This is a genomic window from Neptunitalea chrysea (genome assembly GCF_027924145.1).
Lineage (GTDB): Bacteria > Bacteroidota > Bacteroidia > Flavobacteriales > Flavobacteriaceae > Neptunitalea > Neptunitalea chrysea.
Genome location: NZ_BRVP01000039.1, coordinates 1 through 15,596, shown reverse-complemented (window position 1 = coordinate 15,596; position 15,596 = coordinate 1). Strand labels below are relative to the sequence as shown.

Sequence of the window (15,596 nt, the reverse complement as noted above, 5' to 3'; positions counted from 1 at the left end):
ATATAACATCTTAGTTATTATATGATTTAAATGCCATACTTACTAACTACTTCATAGGCTTGCCCCGAAAGTAGTTTTCTAAGAGGTTCTTTTTTCTCTTTGTAATGCATGTATTTCTTGTTTCGATTTTCATTCAATAGGTTATGAATGAAATTAAAATACTTACAAATCTGTAGGAGATAAGCTTTCTAAAAATATAGATAAACGATCTTCTGTTGTTAAATCTAATTTTTTACGCAATCTATAGCGTGCTGTTTCTACTCCTCTAATAGATATGTTAAGCAGGGGAGCTATTTCTTTATTGGTAAGTCCCATTTTAATAAAGGCTGCTAATCGTGTTTCTCTTGTAGAAAGATCGGGAGAAGCATCTTTTAAATTTTTAAAGAAGTCTTTGTGTATAGTTTCAAAATTATCTTCAAAAACCTTTAAGTATTCTTCGTCTATACGATGTTGGTGTAATTTGTGAAAAATCTCTGTGAGCTTATTATTAGATGTTTTTGTTTTTAAGTAAGATCTTAATTCTTTAAGTTCAGTTTGTAACTCGGTAAAGAAATTCTTTTTATTAACTAATAACATAGTATAATTAGCAAGTTCTTTGCTCTTTTTAATTACATCCTGTTCTAGATGCTCTTTATCTTCTTGTATTTGTCTTTGTTCTTTTTCTAGTTTAAGTTGTTTCAGCTCTAATTGCAACAATTTATTAGTTTTTTGCTCTTGATCTCGTGTTTTTTGGTTTTCCCTTTTAATTTTACGTTCTACAAGTTTAATAGTAACATATATTAGTAGTAAACTAAGCATAACATAAAGAAACATGGCTAGTTTTGTCTGGTACCATTTAGGTAATACATAAAAAGTATAGGTACTTGGTTGCGTTTCTATTCCTAATGTGTTTCTAGCTTTTACCATAAAAGTGTATGCCCCTGGAGGTAATAACGAATATTCTTTAAAAGGCATCGATTGCCAGCCCGACCACAAGTCGTCTCTATTTTTTAATCTGTAACTATAGAAATTAGGGGTTCCATTGGGCATTTTCGGTGAAGAAAATTTAAAATGAATAGAACTAGTGTTATTAGGTAACTCAACAATGGAATCATTTACCAAAGGAAGATTGGCAGTTTCATTTTTGGTAGCATATGCTATAGAAGTAATTTTAATAGGAATATCTAAAGAGGCATTCTTTTTAACCTCGTATAGATATAAACCTGTATGCGTACCGGTAAGGATATAATTTTCATTAATAGGTAATATACATTCCATTCCCCTGTTAAAGGTCCCTTTGGTTTCTAGGAATATATCTTTATGAATGGTTCTATTATCATTGTTTGTATAAAAGTAACCTAGTTCATCATCTTGTACAATCCATGTCTTATTACCTTGTTCTAGTATTTTTCTGGTATTTAAAGTGGTATCTACAATGTTATTTAGTTTATCAAATGGTTTAAACGTATTTGTTGGTCGGTTGTATGAAAAGATACCATTATTCGTAGTAAAAACAATTTCTTTTTGCCAGCGGTATACATTAATGTTAAACGGAGATTTAAATCCATTCTGATCTGTAAAATGCTCTATAGCAATAGCACGATCCAATGATTCATTGAGGGTAACCCGGTAAACACCCATATAGCCATGGCAAATCCAAAAGGTATACGGGTTATCTGCCTCGAGTATATCTCGGGTAGATTCATCAAAGCCCTTAATTTTATCTCCAAAAGTCCACTTCTCATTTTTATATTCTAGTAAGTAGAGTCCGCTGTAGTTACAAGCTATATAGGTATGTTGTTTTTCTTTAATAGGGATTACTTTCCAGAAGCTATTCAAATTACCTATTTCTTCTGCTGTTTCATTAGTAATCTTAAATAAACCCTTGTCATGTCCTGCCAGTACCGTATTCTCGAAGGTTTGTAAACTCCATGCTTGTCCTTCTAATCCATTAATTAACTTAAAAGATTCAGGTGTAATGGTATTACCTGATGCAATATGAGCATAATATATTCCTTGATTAGTGGCTATATAAAAGTAATCATCCTTTTGTAAAAGATCATATACAGAACCTTCATCGCATAATAAGGTTCTAGGGTTATTATAATCTATTAAATCTAATCCGTTATCTAATAAAACCCAAACATTATTATCAGAGGTTTTATAAAAATTGAGTACAGTTTTATCTTGTATATTGTAAATAGGGGTTAGTGAAGTAGTCGTTTTGCTAAAAGAAACTTTAAAAGCACCATCTCTTAAAGTACCTAACAGATAATTTTTATCATTTAATTGCGTGTAGGATATAATTTTTGAAACGGGTTTATCAAATAACAGGGTAGTGTTAATGGTACTTTTTGTAGATAGATTATAGGTAATTAGCGTTCCGTTTTCAGTAATCAATTCTAAAACATTACTATTTTTAGGCTTACGAATATTAATAATAGAAGTGTTGTTGTATTGTGTTGTATCTAAGTGCTTTATAAGATTTCCTGTTGTAAGGTTAAGTTCAAAAATACCTTCGTTTGAATCTAAAACATAATAAGTATTATTGGTAACAAAGCCTTTTAGAAAAATATTACTTGCGGGTATTTGGGTTAATTTATTTTTATGTAGCACAAAGAGTTTTTTAAAAGTTCTAAAAATTAAGTATTCACCTATTGCGTTAGATTGCCAAACGTTTTCAAAATTAAAATCTTCAATTTTTAAGGAATCTTTTAAACTTAGGAAACTATATTTTCCATAAGCATCTGTTTCTACAATACCGAGTTCATTATATCCACCCGCATAAATTTTACCATCAATACTTTTAACCAAACTACGGACAGATGAATAATTAGGTAGGTTAACCCGATTCCATCTTGTACCGTCATAAATTAAAATACCATCATTATTACCAAAGTAGATATTTCCGAAATCATCCTCGGTGGCTGACCAAAATTGTGCATCCGAATTAAAATCTTTTCTTGAAAAGTGTTTTACATTAGGCTGTTTTAATAGTCTATCGATAAGATTTTCTTGTGCTCCACAATTTATATATGAACCAAAAAGAAGGAGAAAAAGAAAGAATCTAATATTTAAAATTATCAATTTCATCACTCAATTATCGATATAATCATATTTATAAAACTTAATTTTGTGAATATCTCAGTATTTGGAATTCTAATATACTACGTTTTTTTTACTTCAATGCATTTCATAAACATTTTTCACAAAACATTAAATTATTGAAATATAATGTTTTAAGTGTTATTGAAGTAAAAAAAACGTACTAGGTTACAACGTTGGCGTAATTGAAGTGTACCTATAAATCCATTTTAACATAGATAAAACAATAATTTGCATTGCAGAAATCAAAATCATAAAACGTTTCATGTTTTAAATTAATGATATCTGAGATGTTTTTTTAACAAAATATAACTATATGAATATTAATAAATTATTAATGATGGTATTTTTCTTGTGTTTCGGAGGATTTATCTGGGCGCAAAAAACTGTAACCGGTATGGTTATAGATGTTACAAATACCCCGATTCCGGGTGTTAATGTAATAGTAAAGGGAACAAATACTGGTGTGGCAACCAGTTTTGATGGTATGTATGAAATTTTAGTTTCACCCACCGATACCCTTATTTTCTCCTATATTGGCTTTACTACACAATATATAGTTGTAGGAAATAGAACTAAGATAGATCTTCAAATGAAAGAAGATTCTCAAGCTCTAGATGAAGTTATTGTAGTAGGGTATGGTACTCAGAAAAAAGGAGATATTACTGGAGCTGTAGGTGTTGTTGATGCTGAATCTTTTAAAGGAAGGCCTAGTTCAGATTTAGGATCGTTAATTCAAGGACAAGCTGCTGGGGTTACTGTAGTAAAAAGTTCAGGTAAACCTAGTGCTGGTTTTGACATACGTGTACGGGGTACTAGTTCTATAGGAGCAAGCAGTAATCCTTTATACGTTATAGATGGTGTGCCCACCACAGATACACGTTCTTTAAATCCAAATGATATTGAAAATATTACCATATTAAAAGACGCTTCTTCAGCTGCTATATATGGTGCTCAAGGAGCTAATGGTGTAGTATTAATTACTACCAAAAAAGGTTCGTCAGAGAAAGCAATTATTCAATTAGACTCATATATTGGGGTAGCACAGGTTTGGAAAACTTTAAAGGTGTTAAACTCTGAACAGTATAGAGATTTAATGACTGAAATGGGAAAATCTACCGATTGGAGCAATTATCCTTATAATACAGATTGGCAAGATGTAATTTTTAGAAATGCTTTATCACAGAATTATCAGTTGTCTCTTTCTGGTAAAAATAATGGAACACAATATTATATTTCTGGAGGTTATATAAGTCAGGAAGGTGCTGTTAGAAGTTCAGAAATGGAACGCTATAATTTTAAAACAAACTTATCTAAAGAAGTAAATAAATGGCTTAAGGTAGGAACGAATATTAATTATACACATTACCATGATGTTGATGTTACAGACAATGCTGCTGTAAATTCGGGTGGTGTACTATTAGGTGTTTTGGCCACACCTCCTAATATCAGTATATACAATGAAGATGGTACTTTTACAAGTAATCCTTTTCAAGATTGGGAAAACCCTGTGTCTAGTACCGACGGGTCTCAACGCGGATATAAAAATCAACGAATATTAGGGAATATTTATGCGGAGATTGAATTTATTGAAAACCTTAAATTGAAATCAAATTTTGGGATAGATTATAATTCAGATCGTTATGACTATTTCTTAGACCCATTTAAAACTAGTTATGGTAGAGCTACTAATGGTATTTCGAGATATAATACCAATGTAAATAACTATTTTATTTGGGATAATACGTTAACCTATAAGAAAACCTTAGGCGATCATAAACTGGAAGCGCTTGTTGGTACAGTGTTTCAAAAGAATCGCTGGGAATATAGTAATATAGAAACTCGCAATTTTGCTAGTGCAGAAATTACAACGCCCGGAGCGGGTTCTGAAATTATTACCGCTACTGCAGGTAAAAGTGAAAAAGCGAATTCTTCATTTATCAGTAGGCTAGCGTATGATTTTCAGAATAAATATTTGTTTACTGCTAATTTTAGAGCGGATGGTTCTAGTAATTTCGGTCCTAATAACCGTTGGGGATATTTCCCTTCATTTTCTGCAGGATGGAGAATTTCTCAAGAATCTTTCATGAGTAGTATTGAAAGTATTACAGAATTAAAACTTAGAGCTGGTTGGGGTATAGTTGGTAATGACAACATTAATACCTACCAATATTTGGCAACAGTTGGTAGTGGTGGTAATTATCCTATTGGCGGTGTTACCATGCCAGGAACGTATCCTGCTACCATTGAAAACAACGATTTGAAATGGGAAGAATCGGAACAATTAAATATAGGTATTGATCTTAATTTATTTGATAATAAAATTAAATTCTCTGTTGATGCCTATGTAAAAAACAATAACGATTTATTATTAGATGCTCCATTGCCAACTGCTACAGGTTTTTCTAGTGCCATACAAAATGTGGGGAAGGTTCAAAACAAAGGGATTGAAATTCAGTTAAACACGTTAAATTTTAGTAAGGAAAACTTTAGTTGGTCTTCTTCATTTAACCTAACGATCAATAGAAACGAAGTAATGGATATTGTTGGACAAGAGTTGTTTAATGGTAGCGTATCTAGTCGTGGAGAGGTTAGTTTGGTAAGAGAAGGGGAGCCTTTAGGAATATTTTACGGATATATTTGGGGTGGAGTTGACCCACAGAGTGGGAATGCTTACTATATAGATCAGAATGGAGAATCCACTTTTAGCCCAACTGCAGACGACCGAAGAATAATAGGAGATCCAAATCCGGATTTTACTTATAGTATCGGAAATAATTTAAGCTATAAGAACTTTAGCTTAAATATCTTTTTACAAGGCTCCCAAGGAAATGATATTTTTAATGCAACCCGTGTAAATATGGAAGGAATGACCGATTCTAAAAACCAATTAGCAACAGTGTTAAATCGTTGGAAGAATCCGGGTGATATTACAGATATACCAAGAGTTTCGGAGGGTAATACGGATAATTCCCGTCTATCTACCCGGTTTGTGGAAGATGGTTCTTATTTAAGATTTAAGGCGGTAACCTTAGGTTATACATTACCAAAGAAAGCGCTAGATTTTATAGGGATATCCAATCTTAAATTCTATGTGACAGGAGAGAATTTACTAACCATTACGGACTATTCAGGTTTTGACCCTGAGGTTAATGCTTTTGGTGGTAGCAATACAGTACAGGGAGTTGATTATGGTACTTACCCACAAACTCGCAATATTATCATGGGATTAAATTTAACATTTTAAAAAAAAATAAGCAATGATCCATTATAGAAAAATATATAAATACACACTTTTGGCTTGTTTAGCTTTAAGTATGTCTTGTAACGATCAATTAGATCTGAAACCTATTTCACAAGAGACAGCAGATAACGCTTATAATACTGCTTCTCAAATAGAAGCGGCTTTAACCGGAGTATATGAATCTTTTCAATCTTCTCAATACTATGCGTGGGATCATGTCATTTTTCAGGATGTTCGTTCTGATAATAACTATGCCGGAGGTGATAATACAGAGATATTTGAGTTTGATAATATAGATGTAAATACTACTAATAGTAGAATTATGAGTGCTTGGTCTTCTATTTATAACGCTATTTCTAAAGCTAATTTGGTAATGGAAAAAGCGCCTTTAGTGGAGGAAGGTATTACAGATGAGCGTAAAGATCAAATTGTTGGAGAAGCCTTGTTTCTTAGAGCTTATCATTATTATACATTGGTAAAATATTTTGGGGGAGTGCCTTTATATACAGCTTTTATTAGCAGTACCGATCCATCGGAAACAAGAAAACCTCGTAGTACGGTTGAAGAAGTATATGCGCAAATTATTAACGATTTAAATGAAGCAGCTAATTATTTACCTGATACGTATGGTTCTGATGCCAGTGTTAACAAAGCCCGCGCAACAAAAGGTGCTGTTAATGCGTTGTTAACCAAGGTGTATGCACAACAACCAGTACCTGATTATAGTGCTGTTTTGTCTCATGCTAATGCTGTAATTAATAGTTCGGCGGGTTATGTGTTATTAGATAGTTATGATGAACTTTATGATGGTAATCACTATAATAACGAAGAATCTATAATGGAGGTTCAATATTTGGGTGGTAACGAAGGAACTTGGGCTCCTCAAATGCATTTACCACCATCGCTTAGTGGTGATACTTGGAGAAAATTTACAACACCGTCTCAAGATTTGGTTGCTGCTTTTGATGCAGAAGGAGATTATATACGTAAAAATGCTTCTATACTTTTTGAAAACGTAAGTTGGGTTGATGAATATTGGGGTAATACACCGAATAGTAGTGTCCCTTTTGCATACAAATGGAGAAATGCAGGTTCATGGGCTAGTACTGATGATCAATATATTTTCCGTTTAGCAGATATTATGTTGCTTAAGGCAGAAGCTTTGAATGAGTTAGGACAAATAAATGAGGCTGCTACTGTGGTAAATGTTATTAGAACTAGGGTTGATTTACCTGATTTAACATCGGATGATATGGCATCACAAGCAAGTATGCGAATGGCCATTCTAAAAGAAAGAAGACTAGAACTTGCTATGGAGTCTAACCGTTGGGATGATCTTATTCGCTATGGGGTAGCAATTGAAACCATGAATAATGTAATTGATGTAGACCTTAGAACAAATCAATTGGTAAATTATAATATAGATGAAAATGACTTGTTATTACCAATTCCTCAAAACGAAATAAACCGTAACCCAAACCTTGAACAAAATCCAGGTTACTAAAAGACAAACATAAATGAATAAGATATTTTATATAAGTTTATTGTTGATAACTATTTTATTTTCAGGTTGTTCGGATGACGGAAAACCGTACTATCCACCGCCATCATTAAGCACCAATGGTAATGTGGTTGGTACAGCACAAGTATGGGTTACTAGCGGAGACAAAAGTAGATTAATAGCCCCACAGCAGGATATTGATATAATTGATAATACAACTACTGATTACTTATCTATTACTGTAGATGCATCTGAGAAGTATCAAGAGATTGAAGGTTTTGGTGCAGCGCTTACAGGTTCTTCAGCATATGTTATTAATCACATGAGTAGTACACAAAAGATGGCTCTATTGCAAGAGTTATTTGATAGTGAAAATGGAATTGGGATTAGCTATTTAAGATTAACCATTGGCGCATCTGATTTTTCGTTATCTGATTATACTTATGATGATATGCCTTCAGGTCAGACTGACACCAATTTAGATAACTTTTCTATAGCTCCCGATCAGGTAAATGTAATTCCAGTGCTGCAAGATATTTTAAATTATAATTCTGAAGTTAAAATATTAGGATCACCTTGGTCTGCGCCAGCTTGGATGAAAACAAATCAGAGTTTATATGGTGGAGAGCTACAAACGCAGTATTATCAAGTATATGCAAATTATTTTAAAGAATATATAGAAGCCTATGCTAGTAATGGAATAACTATAGATGCCATTACACCGCAGAATGAGCCATTACATGAATCAAATTATCCAACCATGAAAATGGAAGCGGTAGACCAAGCTAATTTTATTAAAACGGCCTTAGGACCAACATTTATAAATAATGGTATTACTGCTAAAATTATAGCATATGATCACAATTTTGATGTTCCATCATATCCATTAACCGTGCTAGAAGATACGGATGCGAATCAGTATGTATCGGGTAGTGCTTTTCATGCCTATGCTGGTGATGTATATGTTATGAGTCAGGTGTATAATGCTTATCCAGATAAGGGAGTATATTTTACAGAAATCTCAGGAGGCGAATGGAGTACAGATTTTACTAGCAATTTAAACTGGTATGTACGTAACATTTTAATTGGTTCTATTAGAAACTATTCTAAAAATGTGCTGTTCTGGAATTTAGCGTTAAATGATAGTTATGGACCCACCAATAATGGATGTACAGATTGCCGTGGGGTAGTTACTGTTAGTTCTTCGGGTTCGGTTAATTATAACGAAGAATATTATGCAATAGCTCATTTTTCAAAATTTGTAGAACCAAGTGCTTATCGTATCTCATCTACCACATTTGATAGTAGTACAGGATTGTCTAATGTAGCTTTTGAAAACCCTGATGGAGGCAAAATATTAGTTGTGCTAAATGAGTCACCTTCAACCAAAACATTTTCTGTAATCGTGGGTGATAATCGATTTGATTATACTATTCCTCAGGAGAGTGTTGCTACAATAATCTGGGATTAACTTAAAAAATGATATTAATGAAATCAATGAAAAAAATAATATACAGTTTAGTTATAGCGTTTTTAGCAAGTTTTATGATTACATCTTGTGAGGAAGATGAGAATATGGATCCCGTAGGGAACTGGGATCTTTCAGCTTCCGTTATTATATCTCCGGAAGATGGATATAACATGGTATTAAACGAATTAGATCCTAATGAACGTATCTATTTTGAATGGGAAGCAGCTGTAGCTTCATCAAATTTTCAAATTCGTTATACGATCATGTTAGATACCTTAGGTAGTACAGATTATGATACCCCTATAGTATCTTTTATTTCAGATAATTCAGGAAAGTCTACTACGGCGAATATAACAGTTTCAGACGTTGACTTAGCCTTATCGTATGCAGGATATGTTGCTGGGGAGATTGCTAATGTAGAGTGGACTGTTATGGCTACTTGTCAGGATACTTATACATATGCAACCAATGCAATTTCTTTAACACGTTTTGAAACTGAATATACACCATCTACTTTATTTATTGCTGGAGCAGCAACTGAGATAGGTACTGATGTGACGCAAGCTATACCAATGAGAAATTTAACAGATAGTAATGTTTCTAATACTAATATATTTGAAGCTTATACACATTTAGAAACAGGAAGTACTTTTTATTTGTACAGTAATCAGGGATTCCCTGCATTTGTTTATGGTGTGACTAATGGAGAAGTAGTGAAAAACGGGGAAGGAATTACCGTAGATGAATCTGCTGAATATAGAATAACAGTCAATCTTAATGATAATACCTACTCATTACTAAAAATTGAAAAATGGAGTGTAGTTGGTTCTGTAATATCGAATGGATGGGGTGGTGATGAACCACTTCAATATATAGGTGGAGGAATATGGCAAACTACCTTAGGTTTAATTTCTGATGGTTCCGGTGGGTTTGTCTTTCGTGCTAATGGAGATTGGGCATATCTAATGAAACGTATACAAGGAACACAAGATAACGTGTATATGGAGTCACAATCTAGTGATGCAGGCATTTCTATAGAAGATATTCCATTAGCTACTTCAGGTAGTTATATAGTAACATTAGATCTTTCAGACACACCTTATACCTATTCATTAGAGCAAGATGCAACAATTAATCCACCTTCTACTATTCCTAATCAATTATATTTATTATCAGGCGGTAGTGTTGTAGGTGAGTTTACTTTAGATAATGGAATTTTTACTTCAACCACCTATTTACCATTACAACAAAGTGAAACATATGAGTTAAATAGTAGTATGGACGGTACAGGTGCTTCTTATGTATTTGCAGATGTTATAGGTAGTACAACCAGTCCGGATGCCGATTCTGTTAATGGGACATTTAGTTTTGGAGAAGGTTCACAAGATATTACTATAAATCATGATCAAGCTTATACTTTAACGGTTAATTTTAATACTGCTACTGTTACTTGGAAGTATTACAATATTAAATTATTCCATTGGCAAGATTGGGATTCTCGAGATGAGTTTTTAATGACCTATCAGCATCCACTAATGTTTACTACTACACAAACATTAGAAACCGGATATAGTATGAAATTCAATTCACCTTGGGATAATCAGTTTGGTGCAGATGACCCTTCAGCACTAAGTGGTACAATGACTAATAACGGTGGATCTGATTTCAATAATATTACAACTGCCGGGTCTTATAATGTTAATATTACGATAGATGATACGTACAGTACCGGTACTTATGAATTTATTGCTCAATAAAAAGAAACTATTAATACTAGGCGACAATTATTTGTTCTTGTCGCCTAGTTATTTAAATATTTTATGAAAATCCTAGTTAACAATATATTCACTATACTCATAGTAGCCGCTATAAGTTTATTCGTTTCTTGTGAAAATAAGACTGGACAAGAACATACATCTCCCCGTAGAATAAAGGCTTATGTTACTACCTTTACTAAAGAAGAGCTTTTAAAGGAAAGTGAAATTACATCTGAAACGTCAGATTCGATTATTTCTGTAATTAATGTAGATAGCACTCAACAGTACCAAACTATAGATGGTTTTGGGTATACTTTAACTGGCGGTAGTGCTATGTTATTAAGTAAAATGACACCTAATGTCAGACAAAAGCTTATTAATGAACTGTTTGGAACTACTAATGAAGCCATAGGAGTAAGTTATCTGAGAATTAGTATTGGATCATCTGATTTAGATGAGTTTCCGTTCTCATATGACGATTTAGAAGATGGTGAAACTGATTCGGAGTTGGAACATTTTTCTTTAGCATATGATACTTTATATCTTATACCTATGCTTAAAGAAATAACCCAAAAGGCTCCTGGTTTAAAAATTTTGGGTTCCCCATGGTCTCCTCCTAAATGGATGAAAACTAACAATAATACCATTGGAGGAAGTCTTAAGCCTGAGTTTTATTCTAGTTATGCAGCGTATTTTGTAAAATATATAAAAGCAATGGAAGCTGAAGGTATAATTATAAATGCTGTAACGGTGCAAAATGAGCCTTTACACCCTGGTAATAATCCGAGTATGTTAATGTTACCTGAAGCACAGAAGGTTTTTGTAAGAGATTATTTGGGACCAGCTTTTGAATTGGAAAAAATTAAAACAAAAATTGTGATTTATGATCATAATGCTGATAGACCAGATTATCCTATGACCATTTTAAATGATCCAGAAGCATCAAAATATATAGATGGTAGTGCCTTCCACCTATACGGAGGCGATATAAGTGCATTATCCTATGTTCATAAATTACATCCTGACAAAAATTTATATTTTACAGAGCAATGGGTAGGTGCACCGGGAGATTTTGCAAGAGAAATGCAATGGCATACTGAAAATCTAATTATAGGAGCAACTCGTAATTGGTGTAAAACGGTATTAGAATGGAATTTAGCATCAGATCTACAACAAAATCCGCATACCAATGGAGGTTGCGACCGTTGTTTAGGAGCTGTCACAATTAGTAATGATTTGGTTATACGCAACCCTGCTTATTATATCATAGCGCAAGCATCTAAGTTTATACCTGCTGGTTCTGTACGTATATTTTCAAATGTACCGAAAGATATACCAAATGTAGCATTTAAAACTCCTGATGGTAAAATTATTCTAATTGCTCAAAACAGTTTAGAGAAAGAACAAGTGTTCACGCTATTGTTGAACCAAATAGAAATTCCAGTAACAATTCCTGCTAAAGCTGTAGTTACCTATGTTTATTAATTAAGAACGGCTAGATATACAATTTATTAGGAGCTATATTAACTTATTATCAAAAGTCAGAAGTAGATATAAGTTCGTTTCATAAGGACATTTACTTTTAAAATTAGTAAAAAATAATACCATTAGTAGTTTATAGAATGAAAAAAAATCTTTTAAAAATATTAGTACTAAGTACTTGGGCATTATTTGCACAAGCTCAAAACTTAATTCCCGTTTATTTAGATGACACTCAACTTATTGAAGCACGTGTAGAGGATGCATTAGCTCGTATGATCTTAGAGGAAAAAATAGCGATGATTCATGCGCAATCTAAATTCAGTTCACCCGGAGTGTCAAGATTAGGAATTCCGGAACTTTGGATGACGGATGGTCCGCACGGAATACGACCGGAAGTATTGTGGGATGAATGGGATCAGGCAGGTTGGACAAATGATAGCTGCATTGCATTTCCGGCATTAAGTTGTTTATCATCTTCTTGGGATAAGAATTTGGCGTTATTATATGGAAGATCAATTGGTGAAGAAGCACGTTACAGAAATAAAACTGTATTGTTAGGGCCAGGAGTAAATCTATATCGTTCACCTTTAAATGGTAGAAACTTTGAATATATGGGGGAGGATCCTTATTTAGCATCACAAATGGTGGTGCCTTATGTTAAAGGAGTACAGCAAAATGGTGTGGCTGCCTGTGTGAAACATTACGCTTTAAATAATCAGGAAACAGACAGACATGGTGTTAATGTAGTGGTTAGTGACCGTGCTTTATATGAAATTTACCTACCGGCTTTTAAAGCGGCTGTACAAGAAGGTGAAGCTTGGGCTATTATGGGAGCGTATGGTAAATATAAAGGCCAACAATGTTGTCATAATGAATACTTGTTAAAAGATATTTTACGTGATGAATGGGACTTCGATGGAGTTGTAATTTCCGATTGGGGTGGAGTTCATCAAACAGAACAGGCTATTTTTAATGGACTAGATCTTGAATATGGCACTTGGACAGATGGTTTAACTATGGGGAAAACCAATGCATACGATGCTTATTACCTTGCAGCACCTTATTATAAAATGATTAAAGAAGGGAAAGTAGGTACTAAAGAATTGGATGAAAAGGTTAGAAATATTCTTAGATTGTCTTTTAGAACTGCCATGAACCGTAATAAACCATACGGATCATTTGGAACTGATAAGCATGCTAAAGCTAGTAGGGAAATAGCAGAAGGAGGTATTGTTTTATTGAAAAATGATAATGATTTATTACCCATCAGTTTAAAGTCTAACACAAGAATTGCTGTTATAGGAGAGAACGCTATTAAAATGATGACTGTTGGAGGGGGGAGTTCTTCATTAAAAGTAAAATATGAAATATCTCCACTTGAAGGAATTAAAAATAGAGTAGGAGATGCTGTAGAAGTAGTGTATGCAAGAGGGTATGTAGGAGATGCCGAAAGTGATTATAATGGAGTTAAGTCTGGACAAGATTTACATGATAATAGAACCGCAGAAGAGTTACTAAAGGAAGCCATTGAAGTGGCTAAGAAAGCAGATGTGGTTATATTTATTGGAGGTTTAAACAAAAGTAAACATCAAGATTGTGAAGGATCAGATCGGTTAACACTAGACTTGCCTTATAACCAGAATAATATTATTACAGAGTTAGCTAAGGTTAATAAAAAATTAGTGTTTATAAATATCTCTGGTAATGCGGTAGCTATGCCTTTTGTGAAAAAAGTACCTGCTATAGTGCAAGGATGGTATTTAGGAAGCGAAACGGGTAATGCATTAGCATCAGTACTTATGGGAGATGTGAATCCGTCTGGTAAATTAAGTTTTACTTTCCCAGTAACAATAGAGGATAATTCTGCCGAGGCTATTGGCGAATTTGGGTTAGAAGGAGAGGTACATTATAAAGAGGATATATTTGTAGGATACCGTTATAACGATAAAGAGAAAATAAAAGCATTGTTTCCTTTTGGTCACGGATTAAGTTATACAACTTTTAATTATGGTAAAATAACAGCTGATAGTAATGTAATGAATGTTGATGGTTCTATTACGCTAAATATACCTATAACCAATACAGGGAGTAGGGATGGAGCAGAAGTAGTACAATTGTATGTCCAAGATGTAAAATCTACTTTAGTAAGACCTATGAAAGAATTAAAAGGGTTTGAAAAGGTATTTTTGAAAGCAGGGAAAACTAAAGTAGTAAGTTTTACTTTAACTAAGGAGGCATTAAGTTACTTTGATGATGTAAAACATGAGTGGATTGCTGAATCTGGTAAGTTTACACTATATATAGGAACTTCATCTGAAGATATTAAGCAAACATTTTCTTTTAAACTAACGAAGTAAGCATTTCTCTGAAAAGAAGTATTGCTATAAAACGTTTGTTGCTATTGACCTTTTCACTTTTAGAGTTACAAAACTAAGGATCAACTTTTCTAGAGATACCGTATTCGGCTTTTTTCCCTCTCTAAATAATTCTAAGATATATAGGTGCAATACCAGCTTTATATTTCTTTATAAATGTTTTTGGAGTTTGCAATAGATGTCTATATTGGTGTTAAAATAGATGATTTTATTTACCTTTTAAATACTTTTAAAAATTTAAAACTATGTAAATCATACGATTACATGGTTTTTTTAAAGTTGTTTGTGCTATAAAAAGTGGTAGATATATTTCTGTAGAGGCTACACTTTCCTGTAATACTTTTAGATTGTGTAATGTATTCATCAAAACCTGTAAATGATTGTAGCTTCCAAAAAGGTTTAGTCCGCATATGAAAGAAAGGAAGGAAAAATGTCGGTATCAACTAAATGTTTCCAATTATTCTTAAACGTAGCTATCAATGTAGGTGTGATGTATATTTTATGAGAAGTGATTACACCTGATTGTATCAGTTATATTAGAGAGATGAGTAAAATAGGTTTGTGGGGAGCTAGCCCCAATCCTTTAGAATTACCTCTTTTGAGTTTTTTAAAAGCTTCTATATAATGGTCTTGATTAGGCAATTTGAGGATTAATGATTTTATATTAATAGCTATTTTGTAC

Annotated in this window: 7 protein-coding genes; 6 read left to right on the top strand and 1 reads right to left on the bottom strand. The window is 33.1% G+C overall.

Features of this window, described 5'->3' with window-relative positions:
* Window positions 1-162 precede the first annotated feature (162 nt).
* Window positions 163-3,072: a helix-turn-helix and ligand-binding sensor domain-containing protein gene (locus tag NBRC110019_RS16335; protein ID WP_281756546.1), complete on the bottom strand. Its 2,910-nt coding sequence runs from the start codon at window positions 3,070-3,072 to the stop codon at window positions 163-165.
* A 328-nt stretch (window positions 3,073-3,400) separates the two neighbouring features.
* Here NBRC110019_RS16335 and NBRC110019_RS16330 point away from each other — a divergent pair, with 328 nt between their 5' ends.
* From NBRC110019_RS16330 to NBRC110019_RS16305, 6 genes are all read left to right on the top strand, one after another.
* Window positions 3,401-6,331, top strand: coding sequence for a SusC/RagA family TonB-linked outer membrane protein (locus NBRC110019_RS16330; RefSeq protein WP_281756545.1), 2,931 nt, complete (start codon window positions 3,401-3,403; stop codon window positions 6,329-6,331).
* A gap of 49 nt (window positions 6,332-6,380) precedes the next feature.
* A complete protein-coding gene (locus tag NBRC110019_RS16325; protein WP_281756544.1) occupies window positions 6,381-7,832 on the top strand; it encodes a RagB/SusD family nutrient uptake outer membrane protein in 1,452 nt (483 codons plus the stop codon).
* A 13-nt stretch (window positions 7,833-7,845) separates the two neighbouring features.
* Window positions 7,846-9,300, top strand: a complete 1,455-nt coding sequence (locus NBRC110019_RS16320) for a glycoside hydrolase family 30 protein (protein WP_281756543.1) — start codon at window positions 7,846-7,848, stop codon at window positions 9,298-9,300.
* A gap of 26 nt (window positions 9,301-9,326) precedes the next feature.
* Window positions 9,327-11,057 carry a SusE domain-containing protein gene (locus NBRC110019_RS16315; RefSeq protein WP_281756542.1) on the top strand — a complete coding sequence of 577 codons (1,731 nt, stop codon included), beginning with the start codon at window positions 9,327-9,329 and terminating at the stop codon, window positions 11,055-11,057.
* Window positions 11,058-11,120: 63 nt separating this feature from the next.
* The gene (locus NBRC110019_RS16310; RefSeq protein ID WP_281756541.1) at window positions 11,121-12,542 is read left to right on the top strand and encodes a glycoside hydrolase family 30 protein; all 1,422 of its coding nucleotides are present in this window, start codon (window positions 11,121-11,123) and stop codon (window positions 12,540-12,542) included.
* A 137-nt stretch (window positions 12,543-12,679) separates the two neighbouring features.
* Entirely contained in the window at window positions 12,680-14,896 is a 2,217-nt protein-coding gene (locus NBRC110019_RS16305) for a glycoside hydrolase family 3 C-terminal domain-containing protein (protein WP_281756540.1), read from the top strand.
* The last annotated feature ends 700 nt before the right edge of the window (window positions 14,897-15,596 follow it).